General features: G+C 69.4%; 21 protein-coding genes. 10 read left to right on the top strand and 11 right to left on the bottom strand.

Annotated features, from left to right (window positions below):
- Positions 1–25: 25 nt before the first annotated feature.
- The 3 genes from ACZ5KW_RS14390 to ACZ5KW_RS14380 all read right to left on the bottom strand — a co-directional run bounded on the left by ACZ5KW_RS14390 (position 26) and on the right by ACZ5KW_RS14380 (position 1,716).
- Positions 26–382 carry a hypothetical protein gene (locus ACZ5KW_RS14390; RefSeq protein WP_343780773.1) on the bottom strand — a complete coding sequence of 119 codons (357 nt, stop codon included), beginning with the start codon at positions 380–382 and terminating at the stop codon, positions 26–28.
- A 94-nt stretch (positions 383–476) separates the two neighbouring features.
- The gene (locus ACZ5KW_RS14385) at positions 477–830 is read right to left on the bottom strand and encodes a helix-turn-helix transcriptional regulator (RefSeq protein ID WP_343780775.1); all 354 of its coding nucleotides are present in this window, start codon (positions 828–830) and stop codon (positions 477–479) included.
- A gap of 70 nt (positions 831–900) precedes the next feature.
- Positions 901–1,716: an NRDE family protein gene (locus tag ACZ5KW_RS14380; protein ID WP_343780777.1), complete on the bottom strand. Its 816-nt coding sequence runs from the start codon at positions 1,714–1,716 to the stop codon at positions 901–903.
- Positions 1,717–1,821: 105 nt separating this feature from the next.
- Between ACZ5KW_RS14380 and ACZ5KW_RS14375 the strand changes: the two genes are divergently transcribed.
- The 5 genes from ACZ5KW_RS14375 to ACZ5KW_RS14355 all read left to right on the top strand — a co-directional run bounded on the left by ACZ5KW_RS14375 (position 1,822) and on the right by ACZ5KW_RS14355 (position 5,544).
- Positions 1,822–2,892, top strand: coding sequence for a glucose 1-dehydrogenase (locus tag ACZ5KW_RS14375; RefSeq protein ID WP_343780779.1), 1,071 nt, complete (start codon positions 1,822–1,824; stop codon positions 2,890–2,892).
- Entirely contained in the window at positions 2,879–3,514 is a 636-nt protein-coding gene (gene gfcR, locus ACZ5KW_RS14370) for a transcriptional regulator GfcR (RefSeq protein WP_343780782.1), read from the top strand. The genes ACZ5KW_RS14375 and gfcR overlap by 14 nt, the downstream gene beginning before the upstream one ends.
- A gap of 79 nt (positions 3,515–3,593) precedes the next feature.
- Positions 3,594–3,938: a glutaredoxin family protein gene (locus ACZ5KW_RS14365; protein WP_343780784.1), complete on the top strand. Its 345-nt coding sequence runs from the start codon at positions 3,594–3,596 to the stop codon at positions 3,936–3,938.
- A gap of 184 nt (positions 3,939–4,122) precedes the next feature.
- The gene (locus ACZ5KW_RS14360) at positions 4,123–4,692 is read left to right on the top strand and encodes a DUF7110 family protein (RefSeq protein WP_343780786.1); all 570 of its coding nucleotides are present in this window, start codon (positions 4,123–4,125) and stop codon (positions 4,690–4,692) included.
- A gap of 138 nt (positions 4,693–4,830) precedes the next feature.
- Positions 4,831–5,544, top strand: coding sequence for a diphthine--ammonia ligase (locus ACZ5KW_RS14355; protein ID WP_343780789.1), 714 nt, complete (start codon positions 4,831–4,833; stop codon positions 5,542–5,544).
- 96 nt (positions 5,545–5,640) lie between these two features.
- Here the strand turns inward: ACZ5KW_RS14355 and ACZ5KW_RS14350 are convergent, their stop codons facing one another.
- Complete coding sequence (locus tag ACZ5KW_RS14350) at positions 5,641–6,894, bottom strand: Glu/Leu/Phe/Val family dehydrogenase (protein ID WP_343780792.1); 1,254 nt, start codon at positions 6,892–6,894, stop codon at positions 5,641–5,643.
- Between the two features lie 108 nt (positions 6,895–7,002).
- Positions 7,003–7,866 carry an HpcH/HpaI aldolase/citrate lyase family protein gene (locus tag ACZ5KW_RS14345; protein WP_343780794.1) on the bottom strand — a complete coding sequence of 288 codons (864 nt, stop codon included), beginning with the start codon at positions 7,864–7,866 and terminating at the stop codon, positions 7,003–7,005.
- Between the two features lie 132 nt (positions 7,867–7,998).
- On the opposite strand from ACZ5KW_RS14345, the gene ACZ5KW_RS14340 reads away from it, so the two are divergent.
- Complete coding sequence (locus ACZ5KW_RS14340; protein WP_343780797.1) at positions 7,999–8,502, top strand: MaoC family dehydratase; 504 nt, start codon at positions 7,999–8,001, stop codon at positions 8,500–8,502.
- Between the two features lie 8 nt (positions 8,503–8,510).
- Here the strand turns inward: ACZ5KW_RS14340 and cyaB are convergent, their stop codons facing one another.
- Complete coding sequence (gene cyaB / locus ACZ5KW_RS14335) at positions 8,511–9,092, bottom strand: class IV adenylate cyclase (protein ID WP_343780799.1); 582 nt, start codon at positions 9,090–9,092, stop codon at positions 8,511–8,513.
- 159 nt (positions 9,093–9,251) lie between these two features.
- Here cyaB and ACZ5KW_RS14330 point away from each other — a divergent pair, with 159 nt between their 5' ends.
- Both ACZ5KW_RS14330 and ACZ5KW_RS14325 read left to right on the top strand, forming a co-directional pair.
- Positions 9,252–10,178 (top strand): FKBP-type peptidyl-prolyl cis-trans isomerase, encoded by a 927-nt coding sequence (locus tag ACZ5KW_RS14330; protein ID WP_343780801.1) that lies wholly within the window; start codon positions 9,252–9,254, stop codon positions 10,176–10,178.
- A 186-nt stretch (positions 10,179–10,364) separates the two neighbouring features.
- Positions 10,365–10,625, top strand: a complete 261-nt coding sequence (locus tag ACZ5KW_RS14325; protein ID WP_343780803.1) for a hypothetical protein — start codon at positions 10,365–10,367, stop codon at positions 10,623–10,625.
- A gap of 75 nt (positions 10,626–10,700) precedes the next feature.
- Here the strand turns inward: ACZ5KW_RS14325 and ACZ5KW_RS14320 are convergent, their stop codons facing one another.
- The 4 genes from ACZ5KW_RS14320 to ACZ5KW_RS14305 all read right to left on the bottom strand — a co-directional run bounded on the left by ACZ5KW_RS14320 (position 10,701) and on the right by ACZ5KW_RS14305 (position 13,316).
- Positions 10,701–11,318, bottom strand: a complete 618-nt coding sequence (locus ACZ5KW_RS14320; RefSeq protein WP_343780999.1) for an RAD55 family ATPase — start codon at positions 11,316–11,318, stop codon at positions 10,701–10,703.
- Between the two features lie 104 nt (positions 11,319–11,422).
- Complete coding sequence (locus ACZ5KW_RS14315) at positions 11,423–12,163, bottom strand: MinD/ParA family ATP-binding protein (RefSeq protein ID WP_343780805.1); 741 nt, start codon at positions 12,161–12,163, stop codon at positions 11,423–11,425.
- Positions 12,164–12,212: 49 nt separating this feature from the next.
- Entirely contained in the window at positions 12,213–12,587 is a 375-nt protein-coding gene (locus ACZ5KW_RS14310) for a YlbF/YmcA family competence regulator (protein WP_343780807.1), read from the bottom strand.
- Between the two features lie 69 nt (positions 12,588–12,656).
- Positions 12,657–13,316, bottom strand: coding sequence for an alpha/beta hydrolase (locus ACZ5KW_RS14305; RefSeq protein ID WP_343780810.1), 660 nt, complete (start codon positions 13,314–13,316; stop codon positions 12,657–12,659).
- A 177-nt stretch (positions 13,317–13,493) separates the two neighbouring features.
- Here ACZ5KW_RS14305 and dph2 point away from each other — a divergent pair, with 177 nt between their 5' ends.
- Positions 13,494–14,537: a diphthamide biosynthesis enzyme Dph2 gene (gene dph2 / locus ACZ5KW_RS14300; protein WP_343780813.1), complete on the top strand. Its 1,044-nt coding sequence runs from the start codon at positions 13,494–13,496 to the stop codon at positions 14,535–14,537.
- Positions 14,538–14,675: 138 nt separating this feature from the next.
- Here dph2 and ACZ5KW_RS14295 read toward each other — a convergent pair whose 3' ends face one another.
- On the bottom strand, positions 14,676–15,128 hold the full coding sequence (locus ACZ5KW_RS14295; RefSeq protein ID WP_343780815.1) for a TIGR00725 family protein: 453 nt from the start codon (positions 15,126–15,128) through the stop codon (positions 14,676–14,678).
- Positions 15,129–15,261: 133 nt separating this feature from the next.
- On the opposite strand from ACZ5KW_RS14295, the gene ACZ5KW_RS14290 reads away from it, so the two are divergent.
- On the top strand, positions 15,262–15,918 hold the full coding sequence (locus ACZ5KW_RS14290) for an HAD family hydrolase (RefSeq protein WP_343780817.1): 657 nt from the start codon (positions 15,262–15,264) through the stop codon (positions 15,916–15,918).
- Positions 15,919–16,020 lie beyond the last annotated feature (102 nt).

Genomic DNA, 16,020 nt, shown 5'->3' with positions numbered 1-16,020 from the left:
CCCGGTCGCTCCGGCGTCGGGCCGTTCACTCGACTCGGTCGTTCCGGCGCCGTGCCTGTTCGCTGAGCGAGAGGAATCCGACCGCGCCGAAGAACGCGACCGCGAACCCGACCGTCGCGGCGTCGTTTCCCGCGGTGTGGGCGAAAAACAGCGGCGTCACGCTGACTCCGAAGAGCCCGACGCCGTAGCCGAGTCCGTCGATGCGGTCGTCGAACCGCCGAGAGTGCGCGAGCAGCGAGACGTCGAACGCGAACCAGACGTACGCCGCTCCGACGTAGATAGCGGCCGTTCCGGCCGACAGCGGGACGGACGGAACGAGTCGGTGAACGCCGAGACCGATCAGGAGGCCGACGCCGACCGCGAGCGGGAGGGCACGTTTCACGGACGGCTCGTTCGTCGTTCGGTGAGAAAAAGCCGCCGGCGGAACGGAACGAGAAGGAAACGGACGCGACCGGTCGAACGCGGGTCCAGTGGCCTCAGTAGTCCTCGTACGCGAGATTCATCATCCACTGCGAGAAGGCGTCCGCCTGCGCGTCGACCTCCTCCTCGCCGATGAACGGCGAGAGCATGTCGTCGGCCATCAACAGCGAGAAGTCCAGATCGCGCGGCGCGGGCTCCAGATAGTAGGTGTTGTGGCCGTCGTAGACGGTGTCCTCTCGCTGGATGAGTCCCGACTCCTCCAGCGCCTCGGCGATGCGGCTTCCCTTCCGCGAGGAGACGTCGAGGTTCTTCCAGAAGTCGCTCTGGTGGATCCCGCCGGTCTCGCGGATGAGTTCGAGGCCGGCGCGCTCGTCCGCCGACAGATCGGACTCGATTTCGGACGCGCTCATAGTCTCACACGCCTCCCGAATCGCTTAAAACTGGCTTTCCGGTCGGACGAACCGCGAGCACCGCGCCGTCTCACTCGTCGGAGAGCGTGAACTCCGTCGGCAGCGACACCGTCTCCGCGGGCGTCTCGCAGGGCGGCCCGTCGGCGTACGCGACCTCGGGGTCACGGCCGGTTCGAATCCGAGTGAACGACCGGGTCCCGAACCCGTCTCCGTGGAGACAGGCGCCGTACTCGTGGTCGGCGAGAACGCCGCTCGCGCGGTCGAGCCACGTTGCCCCCGACTCGCCCGGCTGAGGAAGGAGCGCGCTCGCAATCCGCCTGGCGCTGTCGGCTCGCTCCCCGCCGAACTCGCGGCGTCGCTCCGGGATCGCGAACCGTTCCGCGCCGTTGACCACGCCCCCCACGTTCCCCACGACGTGGACGCCCGGATCGAGTCGCGTCACCGTGAGGCCGCCGTCGTACGCCAGTAGGAACGCCGCCCGGTCGTCGGCGAGGACGAGATTGAACCCGTCGTACTCGCGCGCGTCGAGTTCGCCCTCGACCGCTCGCACCGCGTCCTCCGCGGAGGCGGCCGTCAGGCAGTCGCGGACGAGCAGTCCCCGAGAGCGCTCGCCCTCACGGTCGGCGTCGAGCCACCGGTTCGTGACGGCCACGACGAGCCCGCTCTCCGAGGCGCCGATCCACGTGCCGCCGGCCTCGGCGTCGCGCGGGGCGACGTAGCGGACCCCGGCGTCTCCGGTGTCGTCGTCTCTCCCGTCCACGTCGTCTCCGCCGCCGAAGCGCACCGCCGGCGGTTCGCTCGGGCGGTCGAGCGCCTCGTCGCGGGTGGCCGCGAGCGCGACCGGGACGTCACCGAACGTTCGCCACGCGAGAGTCAGGGTACACACGGGCACGGATACGCTCGAGCGACTGAAAACTCCACGGTCGATACGGGATCGGTGTTTACTCATAATAAAAGAAATCTTTTGGTGACTGGCCGCGTGAGTGGAGACATGAACGCGATCGCCGTCTACGAAGGGGCCGACAAACCGGTCGTGACAGAGAAGCCGCGACCGGAACCGTCGGCCGGCGAGGCGCTGGTCCGGACGCTCCGGGTCGGCGTCGACGGGACGGACCACGAGGTCATCGCCGGCGGCCACGGCGCCACGCCGGCCGGCGACGACCACCTCGTGTTAGGCCACGAGGCGGTCGGCGTGGTCGAGGACCCGAACGACACGCCGTTCGAGGTCGGAGACGTCGTCGTTCCGACGGTGCGGCGCCCGCCGAACGGCGCGAACGAGTACTTCGCGCGCGGCGAGCCCGACATGGCGCCGGACGGCCAGTACCACGAGCGAGGCATCGTCGGGGCCCACGGCTTCATGGCGGAGTATTTCACCAGCCCGGCGGAGTTCCTCGTCGAGATCCCCCCGGCGCTCGCCGAGTGGGGGTTCCTCGTCGAGCCGATCTCGATCGCCGAGAAGGCCATCGAACACGCCTACGCCAGCCGGTCGGCGTTCAACTGGGACCCCGAGTCGGCGCTCGTGTTGGGTAACGGCTCGCTCGGCCTGTTGACGGTCGCGACCCTCGACGAGGACTTCGAACGCATCTACTGTCTCGGCCGGCGCGAGCGGCCAGACCCGACGATCGACATCATCGAGTCGCTGGGGGCGACGTACGTGAACTCCAACGACACCGCCATCCCCGACGTCCCCGAGGCGTACGAGCCGGCGGACTTCGTCTTCGAGGCGACCGGATACGCGCCCCACGCCTTCGAGACGATCGAGGCGCTCGCGCCCAACGGGGTCGGCGCGCTCCTCGGCGTCCCGGGCGACTGGGAGTTCGAGATCGACGGCGGGCGACTCCACCGGGAACTGGTCCTCCACAACAAGGCGCTCGTCGGCAGCGTCAACTCCGGGTACAGCCACTTCGAGGCGGCCGTCGAATCGCTCGCGGCCCTCTCGGAGGCGTTCCTCGGCGATCTCGTGACCGGCGTCTACGGGCTCGACGACTTCGAGGCCGCGTTCGCGGATGACGACACGACTATTAAAACGGCGGTCGAATTTGCCGCGTATGAAGAACGTTGACGACCTGATAGAAAGCGCTGCCGAGCTAGCGGAACGCGGGCTCTCGAAGGGTGAGATCGCGGACGAACTGAACGTCTCCCGGGAGACGGCGAGCTGGCTGGTCGAGCGCGGCGGCGGCTCGGACGAGAGCGAGGCGTCCGCGGGGACGACCGCGTCCGCCGACATCCACGTCGACTGGTCGGCGCTCGGTCGGGACTCGACTCGGCTCGGCTACGCGGCGAGCGCGATGGCCGACCTGCTCGCCAAACAGGGCGAAGAAGTCGACCTCACCGTCGGCATCGAGAAGGCCGGTGCGCCGCTCGCGACGGCGGTCGCGGACCGTCTCGACACCGACCTCGGCACGTACGCGCCCGCGAAACACCAGTGGGACGAGGGGGACATCGACGAACACGGCGGCGGCTTCTCGCGGAACTTCGCGGCGATCCGCAACCGCGACTGCTACGTCGTCGACGACATCATCACCTCCGGCACCACGATGCGCGAGTCGATCGACGCGATCCGAGAACAGGGCGGCGAGCCGGCCGCGTGCGTCGTGTTGGTCGACAAGATGGGCTACGACGCCATCGACGGGGTCCCGGTGTACTCGCTCGTCGACGTCGTCCGCGTCGACCGCGACGAGTAAGCGAGCGGCCGCTCCGGAACCCGTCGCGCGCGCCATCCCGTGCGGAACCCATTTGCCTCGCCGGCGCGTACCGGACGCCATGACGTTCAGCCCCGAAACCGACGCCGAACCGGACGAGATCAACCAGCGCGTCGAGTCGGTCATCGCCGAAAACGACGTAGTGCTGTTCATGAAGGGGAACCGTCTGATGCCGCAGTGCGGCTACTCGAAACGGGCCGTCGAACTGATCTCCGGCCACGTCGAGGAGTTCGAGACGGTCGACGTGCTGCCCGCGCTCCCCCAGTACCGCGAGGCGCTGGAGTCGGAGAGCGGCTGGGAGACGATCCCGCAGACGTTCGTCGACGGGGAGTTCGTCGGCGGCAGCGACGTGCTCGCCGAACTGGAGGAACGCGGCGAGCTCGCGGCCGAACTCGGCGCCGAGTGAGGGCCCCTGCCGAGGGAAGAGCGCGCTCGACCGGACGACTGCGGACCGAGCGTCTCGACAGTCGCTCCGATCCGAACACGTCGAAGGGCAGTCCATATAAACCTACGGTGCCTACGTGGGGTAGGTGCAGCCACCGGCGCTGCCGCAGTGACCACCGGTTCGACCCCACCGCATTCCACAAACAATGACAGGCCGCGTGTTCCGACTTCATTCGACGCTCGAACTGCCACTCGAAGACGTAGAGACGTACTTCGACGAAGATCCCGACCTCCCGCCGGAGATCGACGACATCGACATCACGCGTCGAAACAACACACTCATCATCAAGGCCCTGTCCGACGACGAGAGCATCAGCAAATACACGCCCACCGCCCAGCTGAAGGCGTCGGTCACGGAGACCCGCGTCTGGGAGGAGGAGCCGCCCCGCGCCGGCGGCCCCCAGTGGATGGACGACGAGGAAGAGGAGATCCCGTCGGAGCTCGTCGAGTTCGCCTGCTTCAAGGGCGACCGCGAGACCGTCCTCCAGAACTCCGCGCTCCAGTATCCCATGTTCCTGGTGCTGCGTGAGATCGCGACCCTCTCCGAGAAGGGGACGCTGACGGCGATCACCGAGGAGGACGAGGAGCTCGAAGCGACCCGGATCGTCGAGGGCGAGCGACGCCCCGCCAGCATCGAGGTCGTCGAGAGCCCCCAGGGCGCCGGCGACGGCGACGGCGGCGTCAACTGGCGCGACAACGAGTTCATCTCGGACTGAGTTCGGCCTCCGCGCGGTCTCCTCCGTTCGACCGTCGGTCCGCACTACTTCGAACGCTCTCCTCGACGGTGACCCGCCGGGACCGGCGAGCCTCGGCCGACCGCCGACCCTTTATCGACTCGACTCCCTCTGTCGCGTATGAACGACTGGGTGAGCCTCTTTTCCGGCGGAAAAGACTCCTCATGGGCGTTATACCGCGCCTTAGAGGAGGGAATCGACGTCTCCCGACTCCTGACCGTCCATCCCGCCGGCGACTCGTACATGTACCACACGCCGGCGACGGAACTCGCCGCGCTCGCCGCCGAGAGCGTCGGGATCGACCTCGTCGAGGTGTCGCCGGACGACTTCGGAGCCGACGACGTCGACGACGCGGGCGCGCAGGGCGACGCAGAGCTGGAGCCGATGGAAGCTGCGCTCCGAGAGATCGCCGCCGAAGACGACGTCGACCTCGCGGGCGTCACGGCTGGCGCGGTCGAAAGCGAGTTCCAGACGAACAGGATTCAGGCCATGTGCGACCGCCTCGGAATCGACCTGTTTGCTCCACTGTGGCAGCGCGATCCCGTCGAGCTCGCAGGGGAGATGTTCGACGCCGGCTTCGAGATCCGAATCGTTCAGGTGGCGGCCTACGGGCTCGACGAGTCGTGGCTCGGGCGCACCTTCGACGCGGCCGCCCTCGACGATCTGCTCGCGCTCCGCGAGGAGTACGGCGTCCACCCGCTCGGCGAGGGCGGAGAGTTCGAGACGTACGTCGTCGACGGCCCCCACATGGACCGCCGTATCGACCTCACGTACGACACCGTCTGGGAGGGCGACCGAGGCCACATCGAAGTCCGGGACGCGGCGCTGGAGTAGGTCGGACTCGTCTCACCAACCGCGATCGCCGCACCAACCGCAAAACCGACCGCGGTCGCGCGATCCTAACCGCCCGACCGATCCTGACCGATCGGTCTACGGCCAGTTGCCGGCCTGATCGTAGGCGTCCACGATACGACCGATCCCGACGACGTACGCCGCGGTCCGCATGTCGTCCACTTCGTTCGACTCGTAGGTGTCGACCAGCGTGTCGAACGCTCCGGTGATCACGCGCTCGAGTTCCTCGTTGACGCGCTCCTCGGTCCAACTGAACCGCTGTCGGTTCTGGACCCACTCGAAGTACGAGACGGTGACGCCGCCCGCGTTCGCGAGGATGTCGGGGATGACGTGGATGTCACGTCCGGCGAGCACGTCGTCCGCGTCGGGGGTAAGTGGTCCGTTCGCGGCCTCGACGATGAGGTCGGCGGCGACGTCCGGCGCGAGGTCGCCGTCGACCGCGTTCTCCAGTGCGGCCGGGACGAGGCAGTCGACGTCGAGCGTGAGCAGCTCGTCGTTCGTGATCGATTCGGCGCCGGGATAGCCGGTCACCGAACCGGTCTCGGACTTGTGAGCCTTCACGTCGCGGGCGTCGAGTCCGTCGCGGTCGAGGATACCGCCCGAGGAGTCGGAGACCGCGACGACGTCCGCGCCGAGATCGCCGAGCAGCTTCGCGGCGACCGAGCCGGCGTTGCCGTATCCCTGGACCGCGACCGACGCGCCCGAGAGGTCGCGGCCGAGCCAGTCGAACGCCTCGCGGGTCGAGAGCGCCACCGACCGGCCGGTCGCCTCGACGCGCCCCTCGCTGCCGCCCGAGTCGATCGCCTTCCCCGTGATAACGCCCGGAGCGGTGGTGTTCTCGAGGGTCTCGTAGGTGTCTTTGATCCAGTTCATCTCCTGTTGACCCGTGTTGACGTCCGGCGCCGGGATGTCGCGATCCTCGCCGATCATCGGGCGCAGTTCGGTCGCGAACGCGCGGGTGATCCGCTCTAGCTCGCTCTCGGAGTAGTCGGCGGGATCGATCGCGATCCCCCCCTTTCCGCCGCCGTACGGCACGTCGACGACGGCGCACTTGTAGGCCATCCAGCCGGACAGCGCCTTCACCTCGTCGCGGGTGACGCCCGGGTGATACCGAATCCCGCCCTTGTAGGGCCCTCGGTCGCCGTTGAACTGCGAGCGGTACGCGCGCACGGTCTCCAACGACCCGTCGTCGCGCTCGAACGTCAGGTTCGTCTCTAACACCCGCTCGGGGTTCTTCAGGCGCTCGATGACGCCCGGGTCCGCGTCGACGACCGCCGCGGCCTCGTCCACCTGTTCTCGCAGGCTCTCGAACGGGTTTGCCTCAGAAGACATACGATCACGTGCTGTTGGCCGGAGGTTAACTGTGGCGACCGGAACGGGTATTGTTCGTGCCGACACCGCCCGCGGCCGCCGGCGGCGGAACCGCCCGTCCACGCGGACTCAGCGGTCGGCGTCCGCTGCGCGGTCGAGGAGCCGCTCCGCCTGCGCGATCAGCGGCGCGTCGATCATCTCGCCGTCGACCTGGAAGACGGCTCGCCCCTCGCGTTCCGCTTCGTCGCGGGCGTCCACGACCCTCCGGGCCCACTCGACCTCCTCCGAGTCCGGCGTGAACGCCTCCGTGATCGGCGCGACCTGTGCCGGGTGGATCGCGAGCTTGCCGTCGTAGCCGAGTCGCCGCGCGAACGCCGCGTCCTCGCGCAGCCCCGCGTCGTCTGAGAAGTCCGTGTACACCGTGTCGATCGCGTCGATATCGGCCGCGCTCGCCGCGAGGACGACGTGTTCGCGGGCGTACAGGACCTCCGTCCCCTCGTCGGTCCGCGTCGCGCCCACGTCGGCCGCGAGGTCCTCCGCGCCGAACACGAGCGCGTCGGTCGGGCCAGCGGCCGCGATCGACTGCGCCGACAACACGCCCGCCGCGGTCTCGACGAGGGCGAACACGGCCGGGTCGCGGCCGCGCTCGGCACACAGCGACGCGACGGACTCGACTCGCTCGGGGCCCGTCACCTTCGGGAGCATCACGGCGTCGAGGCGGACGCCGCCGGCCTCTCCCCCGCCGTTCGTTCCCAACACGCCGTCGAGGTCGGCCGCCGGTGACTCGGCGCTCAGTCGCACGCACACCTCCGCGTCCGGGTCGAACGCGGGATCTTCGAGCACCTCGCGGACGGCGCGTCTCGCCTCCGCCTTCCGGTCCGGGGCGACGGCGTCCTCGAGGTCGAAACAGATCACGTCGGCGCCGGACGCGGGGGCCTTCCGCATGAGTTCGGGGCTGTCGCCGGGCGAGAACAGCAGGCTTCGGCGTGGCATGTGCCGAGGTCCGCGGGCGGGCGAGTAAAAACCGCCGGAGCGGGGCGTGCGTCGTCCCGCGCACGGGAGGCGGCGTGGTCTCCCCCGCCCGAGAGCGGTACCGATTTCACGCGGCCGGCCGACCGCGAGTCCATGCCCGGACGTTACTACGAGGAGTTCACTGTCGGAGAGACCATCGAACACGCGACGCGACGGACAATAACCGAGGCCGACAACCAGCGCTTCTGTGACATGACCATGAACCAGCAGCCGCTCCACCTCGACGCCGACTTCGCCGCGGAGACGCAGTTCGGCGAACGGCTGGTGAACGGGCTCTACACCATGTCGCTGGCGGTCGGGATCTCGATCCCCGAGACGACGGACGGAACCATCGTCGCGAACCTCTCGTACGACGACGTCGAGCATCCGAATCCGGTGTTCCACGGCGACACGATCCGGGCGCAGTCGACGGTCACCGACAAGCGGGAGACGAGCGACGGCGAGCGCGGGGTCGTCACGATGCGCGTCGAGGCGTTCACGGTCGCCGGCGGGGACGACGAGGACCTCGTCTGCGAGTTCGAGCGGACGGTGCTCTCCGAGAAGCGACCGCCGGACGACAGGAACGACGGGGCGGACCCGGGCGGAGCGGAGGCGTAACTCACGCGTCAGTCCTCTTCGCCGGCCAACAGCAGTCCGAGATAGGAGGTTCGGACCTGCTCGTCCGCGTCGAGGCCGAGCCGGTCGAGGGCGTCGACAGCCGCCTCGCGCGCCGCGTCGACCTCGCTTTCTCCCTCCACGGCGCGTTCGATCTCGACGTATTCGTCGAGCCCGGTGACGGCGTCGAGCGTGACGGTGAATCCGTCGTACGACCAGAACTCGCGTCGCTTGTCGACCGTCGCGGCCGGTTCGAAGCCGAGTCCGGAGAGAACGGCGGCGAGCGCCTCGCCGTCGTCGACGCCCGTCTCGTGTTCGGCGCGCGTCTTCGAGGCCGCCTCGAGGAGCGGGCCCTTGTACGTCACCGTCGCGTCGGCCGCCCCGTCGTCGGCCTCTCGATCTTCCGCTCCGTCGTCTATCGGCGTTTCGCGCCGGATCCGGAGCGCCTCGTCGGTCTCGGCGAAGTCCCGGTGCGGGGCGTCGTAGTAGGTGTCGCGCTGCCGCCGAGCGTCGACGCGCTCGGCGCCGGCCTCCCGAAGCCGCTCTCGAACCGTCGCCAGCGCCGCCGGGACCTTGATCTCGACCTCGTACATGACACAGGGTGCGGTCGGGCCGTTCATAAGCGACGCGGGACCCAGCGTGCGGCGGCGCCGACATGGTCCGCTCTCGGGCCGTCCCCGGCGGTTCGCCGCTCGGCGGCGGCCTCCGGGCCGAACCGTGCTTCTTAAGGGTGTAACAGGTGACCTTCTGGTATGAGCGATCAGGAGCAAGCGGACGCGGCCGACGAGGCCGAAGAGACCGAAACCGACGCCGGCGGCCTCGAAGACGGCGACTTCGTCCGCGTCGCGTACACGATCCGAACGGCCGACGACGACCGTGTCATCGACACGACCGACAAGGAAACGGCCGAGGACGCCGAGATCGACGTCGACGAGTACGACTTCGAGCCGCGCATCATCGCGCTCGGCGCCGGCCACGTGTTCCCCTCCGTCGAGGAGGCGTTCCTCGGTGCCGCCGTCGGCGACGAAGGGACGGTCGATGTCCCCGCCGACGACGCCTTCGGCGAGTACGACCCCGACGAGGTCGAGACGGTCAAGGCCGACAAGATCCCCGAGGACAGCCGCTATCCCGGCGCGCAGGTCCAGATCGACAACCAGCAGGGCCACCTCGAAACGATCATCGGCGGCCGCGCCCGCGTCGACTTCAACCACCCCCTCGCCGGCGAGGACCTCGAGTACGAGTACGAGATCCTCGAGGCCATCGACGACCGCGAGGAGCAGGCGTCGGGCATGCTCGGAATGTACCTCCAGGAGGCGCCCGAAGTCCGCATCGAGACGGTCACCGAGGAGGAGGAGACCGTCACCGAGGACGACGACGGCGAGGAGACCGTCGAGACCGAGGAGGTCGAGAAGGACGTTCTCTACGTCACCGCGACGCAGGCGATGCAGATGAACCAGCAGTGGATGTTCCAGAAACAGCAGATCGCACAGGACCTCATGGACCGTCTCGATCTCGACCGCGTCGTGATCGAGGAGGTCATCGAGGGCGGCGGCATGGGCGGTCTCGGCGGCATGATGGGCGGCATGGGCGGCGGCGCCGGCGACGTCGACATCGAGGAGGCGCTCGAAGACGTCGACGTCGACGCCGACGAGATCGTCGACGAGATCGACGAAGAGTAACCGCGCGCTGGGGCCCGACCCCGCTGTGACGCCCGTTTTCGGCATTTTCGGTACGACGAGAGCGATCAGTGGCCGACCAGTCGACGCGACACTCCGGCCCTCGATCGACCCGGCTTCCTCTCGACTCCTCGCTTGCCGCGCGCGTCGAACCGATCCCTTTTGAGCGACGGCCGACCCACACCGAACATGGAGATCGAACGGGCACGAGAGGACGCCCTCGTCGCCGGGGTCGCGGGCGCGGCGACGGTCGCGATCGCGTTGCTGTCGAGTTTCACGGCGGTCGCCTCGGTCGCGACGCTGCCGACGCTGGCACCGCTCGCCGTCTACGCGCTGTACCTCTTCTCGCGGAAGGGCGGCCCGTACGGCCCCTACGACACGGCACGGAACTGGGCGGTCGCCGCGGCGCTCGTCGGCGTCGCCGTCCTCTCCGTCTCGGTCGTGGCCTGACGCGGCCGCCGGCCGTCCACGCTTTTGCCCCCGCTCGCCCGTAGCGCCGCGAATCGGTAGTTCTCCGCCCGACGCTCAGGCGATATCGCGGCTCGTGTCGACGCTGACCGCGTCGGTGAGTTTCAGCTTCAACGGCTCTTCGAGGGCGGCTCCGCCCCGGAACTTCGGAACGATGAGCCGGTTCGCGATCTCGGTGCCGGTGACGGTGGTGCGGAGGTCGAAGACGACGTCTGCGACCTGCTCGGTGACCCGGCGGGTCCGCGGGTCCTCACCGCCCCGAAGGGCGTGAAGCACCGCGACACCGCCGGCGTCGTCGACCCGGGTTCGGACGCCGTCGAGGAAGTCGGCGTAGGCCGCCGGCCCGGCGTTCGCCTCCAGCGGCTCCACGGAGTCGACGATCAGCGCGCCGCCCTCGGGGAGGTCCTCGGTCCGCGACGCCGTCCCGTCGAGGTCGCCGCCGTCCACGGCCTCGACGGTCGTCTCCTCGTCCCCGTCGAGGCTGAGCGCCGCCTCGACCGAGCCGGGCGAGCGGACGGTCGTAAGGTAGCGGCACCGGCGGACCCGGGCGAAGTGGTCCAGAATGAGTTCGGACTGACTGTCCGGGTCCGCCTCCAACACGACGACGCTACCGCTCGGGATCCCACCGCCGAACTGCCGGTCCAGGGCCGAAATCCCAGTCGGGAGCGTCTCCATACGATCGCTGCCGCCCGTGGAGTCTTGGGTCTGTCGATGGTCGATCCCTTGGCCGCCAGTCGTCTCCGCGTCCGCCGCTCCGAGGTCGCCGGTGCCCGCGATCCTCACGCGACCTGCCACCCCGTCGCCGCCGCCGTCTCGCCGAGCCGTCGGGCGAGGTCACCGTACGCCTTCCGGACCGCCTCGTCGGCGAGCGGTGCGGCTCCGCCGTCCGGGACCCGTCCGAGAACCGGGCAGTTCAGCAGCGCTGCCACCCGCTCGGGCACGTCCGTCTCGCCGATCACGACCGCTCCGAGCGGCGGGCAGCCGAGCCGCTCGGCGAGCGCCGCCGTCTTCGCCGCGTCACGCAGCGCGGCGCGCCTGAGCGGCGTCGCGATCAGGGCGCCGTCCGACGCTCGCAGCGGCGCGGCCACGTCCGGCGACGCGCCAGCCGGACAGTCGAGTAGCACCGGTGCGCCGTCGGGCGTCGCCCCGTCGAGCGCCTCGAACGTCGCGAGCGCGTCGACGGACCGCGGCGCGTCCGGCGCCGCGAGGACCGTCGGCGCGGAACGGTCGGGGCGCACCGCATCGCCTTCGCGGACCGCATCGAGGACGGTCCGTGCCGCTGCGTCGTCGGTCCGGTGGCTCCTTTCGCCGTTCCGACGAGAGACGTGTCCGCGTCCACCGACGCTCGACGCGGCCTCGGCGACCGCCGGAGTCTCGGCCGCGAGTCGGTGGAGGTTCGGGAGGTCCCAGTCGGCGTCGGCGGCGACCACGGGCGCGCCGCGCCGCGAGAGGGCGCGCGCGAGTCCGAGGGTCGTCGTCGTCTTTCCGCTTCCGCCCTTGCCGCCGGCGACGGCTATCACGGTGGCTGTGGCTCGCTACTCGGGATAAACTGTTGGGGGCGCGGCGCGGTCAGTCCTGACAGCAGCCGCCGGCCTCGCCGCCGAAGTCGACGGCCAGCGGCTCGGAAATGGCCTCGTTGACCGTTTCGAGCGTGTCCGTGAGCTCGTCTTGCGCGTCGAGGTACTCGCTCATCACCGGCATCGCGTGGAGCTCGTCTTGCGCCTCCTGGACGCGCTGAAGCTCCTCGTTCGTCGCTTGGCCGGTCTGTCGCGCCTGCATGAACTCCGCGCGAAGCTGCTCGAACTCGTCGATTCGGCTCTGGACCTCCTCGTCTCGCTGGACGGCCGCCCTCGCCTCTTCGAACCGCTCGTACTCCGTGGTTTCGGCGATCCGCTCGCCCAGTTCTCGACCGAGGTCCTCGATGGAAACCTGTTCGACGCTCATGTTCGTTCGTCGTGGCCGAGCGGTTTGAACCTGCCGGAGCCGGGCGTCGAGGGCGTGTTTCGACCGCCGTCAGCGCCCCTGTGCCTCGACGAACTCGACGACGGCGTCGAACTCCTGTGGCCCGATGCCGTGCCCGCCCGGGAAGCTCCCGCGCTCGACGGCCGCGCCGACGGCTTCGAGGCGTTCGACGGCCGCGCTCGTTCGCGACTCGGGGATCACGCGGTCGCCGGCGCCGGCGCCGACGAAGACCGGCTTCCCCTCGATTCCGTCCGGGTCGAGGTCGGCGTGCGACTCCGGGAGGTACCCGTGGAGCGCGACGACCCACGCGTAGCGGTCGGGCTCTTCCAACAGGAGCGAGAGGCTCGTGATCGCGCCCTGACTGAAGCCGAGCAGCCCGATCTGGTCGGCGTCGAGCCCGTAGGCGTCGACCGCGGCCTCGACGCTCTCGACGATCAGGTCGAGGCTCCGGCGGAAGTCGGCCGCGTCGGGCTGGCTCGATTCGAGCCCGCCGGCCGAGAGGTCCAGCTCGTACCACGTGTACCCGCCCTGAAGCGGATCCGGCGCGCGGAGGCTGACGACGTGGTGTCCCTCCGGCAGCTCGGCCGCGACCGGCAGCAGGTCTTCCTCGTCCGCGCCGCGGCCGTGAAGGACGAAGACGGCGGGCGCTGACTCGCCGTCTGGGCTGTCGTCGGGCGCGACGTGGACGTGCTCGAGCGGAATGTCGGTCATTGGATCCCGGTTGGCGGGGACGGCCGTTAGGTCCGTCGGCCGCGGCAGGCACACGAGTACGCTCGGCGAGAGCGCACACCGGTCGACGCCGTCGACCCGGAATTAGTAACTGGGACCGGTTACACCATCCGTCGCCGAACGCGCCGTTTAACCGTCCTGCCGCACAAATCGTCCGATATGAGCGGCTCCACGGAGGGCGACCTCACGAAGACGGGGATGGCCCTGAAACACGACCGCGAGTGGGACTACGAGCTCGATCGGATACTCGAGGCCATCGAAGAGCGCGACGCTTCGAAGGTCGGCCTCCAGTTCCCGGAGGGGCTGAAACGCCGCGGTCCGAAGGTCGCCGACGACCTCCGCGAGGTCGCGCCCGACGACGTCACGTTCATGCTGTCGGGGCAGCCGTGTTACGGCGCCTGCGACCTCGACACGTACCTGATGCGGCGGACGGACGTGTTCGTCCACTTCGGCCACACGCCGATGAAGGAGTCCGACAGCATCGTCTACGTCCCCCTGTTCTCGAACGTCGACCCGTTCCCGATCATGGAGGACGCGCTGGCGGAGGAGCTGACGCCGCCGGAGGAGGACCCCGACGTGGGGCTCGTCACGACGGCCCAGCACATGAACCGCTTCGAGGAGATGACCGACTGGCTCGAGGAGCGCGGCTACGAGGTCCACACCCGGCGGGGCGACGACCGGCTCACCAAGGAGGGGCAGGTGCTCGGCTGTAACTACGCCTCGGCGGACATCCCCGCCGACCAGGTCCTGTACGTCGGCGGCGGGAAGTTCCACCCGGTCGGGCTCGCGATGGAGCACCCCGAGAAGCGCGTCGTCATCGCCGACCCGGTCAACAACGCGGTGTCCGTCGCCGAACACGACCAGTTCCTCAAGCAGCGCTACGCCTCGGTCCACAAGGCGATGGACGCCGAGAAGTGGGGCGTCATCTTCTGTACGAAGATCGGACAGGGGCGCTGGGAGAAGGCCCAAGAGATCGTCGACAACAACGAGAACGCCTACCTGATCACGATGGACGAGGTGACGCCCGACCGCCTGCGGAACTTCGACATGGACGCGTTCGTCAACACGGGCTGCCCGCGGATCACGACCGACGACGGGCCGCGCTTCCACAAGCCCATGCTGACGCCGGGCGAGTACGAGGCCGCCATCGGCGAGAAACCGCTCGACTCGATCGAGTTCGACACCTTCCACGACACCTGGTAGTCCGCCGCGAAGGAGACGGAGTACTCGTTTTCACCGGTCCGTTTCGCGTCCCGTCCGAGGTCGCCGTCGCGCCCCGTCCCGCGGGTGCTAGAAGACGGCGTCGACGGACGCGGTGTCGGCGCGAGCGACCGAATCACTTTATGATCCGTTCGCGACCGCGTTCTCGACGAACTCGACCGCCGCCGCGGGCGTGTCGACGGCCTCGACGCCGTCGACCTCGTGCGTGTCGAGTCCCGCCACCGCGCGTCCCTGCGCCAGCGCGAGCCCGATCTCAGAGAGCGTCCCGCTGCCCCCGTCGACGGCGACCGCGGCGTCGCCGTTCATCACGACGAGCGCGTTGCGCGCGTGACCCAGCCCGGTCGCGATCGGCGTCGTGACGTGCGGGTTCGCGTCCGCGAGCCGGTCGGTCGGGAGGATGCCGATCGTCTCGCCGCCCGCGTCGCGAGCGCCGCGACAGACCGCCTCCATGACGCCGCCGAGACCACCGCAGACGACGACGTGTCCGCGCTCCGCGAGCCGCCCGCCGAGCGCTTCGGCGACCCGCGCCGTCTCCGGACCGATCGAACTCCCGCCGATGACACTCACTCGCATGAGCCGACCACGCCCCGCCGGGTGGTAAAGGCGACTGCTGGCCCCCTCATCGGCGCCAGCGCGGGTTCGCGGCGATTCTCGTCGCCGAGAAGGCCACTGAAACGCTTATCCCTGCCGGCCGTGAATGGGGGCTATGACGTACGATACCGTCGTGTTCGACAACGACGGTGTCCTCGTGGGCCGCACGCGCTTCGACGTGCTCCGGGATGCGACCCGGAACGCGTTCGAGGAGTGCGGCGTCGAGGAGCCCGATCCGGACGACGTAGAGCGAATGACCATCGGCGCCACCCCCGGCAGCGTCGGCACCGTCTGTCAGACGTACGACCTCGATCCGGGGTCGTTCTGGCGCACGCGTGACGACGTGGTGTCGCGGGCCCAACAACAGGAGGCCCGCGAGGGGCGCAAGACCCCGTACGACGACCTCGACGAGCTACAGGACCTCGACGTCGAGATGGGGATCGTCTCGTCGAACCAGCAGGCGACCGTCGACTTCCTCGTCGATCACTTCGACGGCTTCGAGCGGATGGGCGCCGCGTACGGCCGCGAGCCGACGATCCACTCGCTTCAGCTACGCAAGCCGAACCCGCACTACATCGAGCAGGCGCTCGGCGACCTCGACGCGGGCAACGCCCTGTTCGTCGGGGACAACGAGTCCGACGTTCGCGCGGCCGAGAACGCCGGCATCGACTCGGCGTTCATCCGCCGCCCCCACCGCCGAGACTGGGAGCTGAACGTCTGGCCGACCTGGGAGATCGACGACCTGGCCGACCTCCACGACATCGTGGAGTGACCGGGGCGGGGCGGTCCGCGTGGCGCAGCCGCGGTCGCGGAGCCGCGCGACCTCGCAGACGCGTCTGTCGCCCGCCGATGAAGCGTTTAAATCGGATGGCGC

Source organism: Halorubrum ejinorense (assembly GCF_055389685.1).
Note: the sequence above shows the minus strand (reverse complement) of the source record. Positions and strands in the feature narration are given on the sequence as shown.

Excerpts from the sequence above, each read along its gene's own strand:
- ACZ5KW_RS14365 (WP_343780784.1), top strand. The coding sequence starts at position 3,594 with ATGACGTTCAGCCCCGAAACCGACGCCGAACCGGACGAGATCAACCAG.
- gfcR (WP_343780782.1), top strand. The coding sequence starts at position 2,879 with ATGAAGAACGTTGACGACCTGATAGAAAGCGCTGCCGAGCTAGCGGAA.
- ACZ5KW_RS14305 (WP_343780810.1), bottom strand. The coding sequence starts at position 13,316 with ATGACCGACATTCCGCTCGAGCACGTCCACGTCGCGCCCGACGACAGC.
- ACZ5KW_RS14330 (WP_343780801.1), top strand. The coding sequence starts at position 9,252 with ATGAGCGATCAGGAGCAAGCGGACGCGGCCGACGAGGCCGAAGAGACC.
- ACZ5KW_RS14325 (WP_343780803.1), top strand. The coding sequence starts at position 10,365 with ATGGAGATCGAACGGGCACGAGAGGACGCCCTCGTCGCCGGGGTCGCG.
- ACZ5KW_RS14355 (WP_343780789.1), top strand. The coding sequence starts at position 4,831 with ATGAACGACTGGGTGAGCCTCTTTTCCGGCGGAAAAGACTCCTCATGG.
- ACZ5KW_RS14375 (WP_343780779.1), top strand. The coding sequence starts at position 1,822 with ATGAACGCGATCGCCGTCTACGAAGGGGCCGACAAACCGGTCGTGACA.
- ACZ5KW_RS14360 (WP_343780786.1), top strand. The coding sequence starts at position 4,123 with ATGACAGGCCGCGTGTTCCGACTTCATTCGACGCTCGAACTGCCACTC.
- ACZ5KW_RS14290 (WP_343780817.1), top strand. The coding sequence starts at position 15,262 with ATGACGTACGATACCGTCGTGTTCGACAACGACGGTGTCCTCGTGGGC.
- ACZ5KW_RS14340 (WP_343780797.1), top strand. The coding sequence starts at position 7,999 with ATGCCCGGACGTTACTACGAGGAGTTCACTGTCGGAGAGACCATCGAA.
- ACZ5KW_RS14320 (WP_343780999.1), bottom strand. The coding sequence starts at position 11,318 with ATGGAGACGCTCCCGACTGGGATTTCGGCCCTGGACCGGCAGTTCGGC.
- ACZ5KW_RS14350 (WP_343780792.1), bottom strand. The coding sequence starts at position 6,894 with ATGTCTTCTGAGGCAAACCCGTTCGAGAGCCTGCGAGAACAGGTGGAC.
- cyaB (WP_343780799.1), bottom strand. The coding sequence starts at position 9,092 with ATGTACGAGGTCGAGATCAAGGTCCCGGCGGCGCTGGCGACGGTTCGA.
- ACZ5KW_RS14385 (WP_343780775.1), bottom strand. The coding sequence starts at position 830 with ATGAGCGCGTCCGAAATCGAGTCCGATCTGTCGGCGGACGAGCGCGCC.
- ACZ5KW_RS14345 (WP_343780794.1), bottom strand. The coding sequence starts at position 7,866 with ATGCCACGCCGAAGCCTGCTGTTCTCGCCCGGCGACAGCCCCGAACTC.
- dph2 (WP_343780813.1), top strand. The coding sequence starts at position 13,494 with ATGAGCGGCTCCACGGAGGGCGACCTCACGAAGACGGGGATGGCCCTG.
- ACZ5KW_RS14295 (WP_343780815.1), bottom strand. The coding sequence starts at position 15,128 with ATGCGAGTGAGTGTCATCGGCGGGAGTTCGATCGGTCCGGAGACGGCG.
- ACZ5KW_RS14310 (WP_343780807.1), bottom strand. The coding sequence starts at position 12,587 with ATGAGCGTCGAACAGGTTTCCATCGAGGACCTCGGTCGAGAACTGGGC.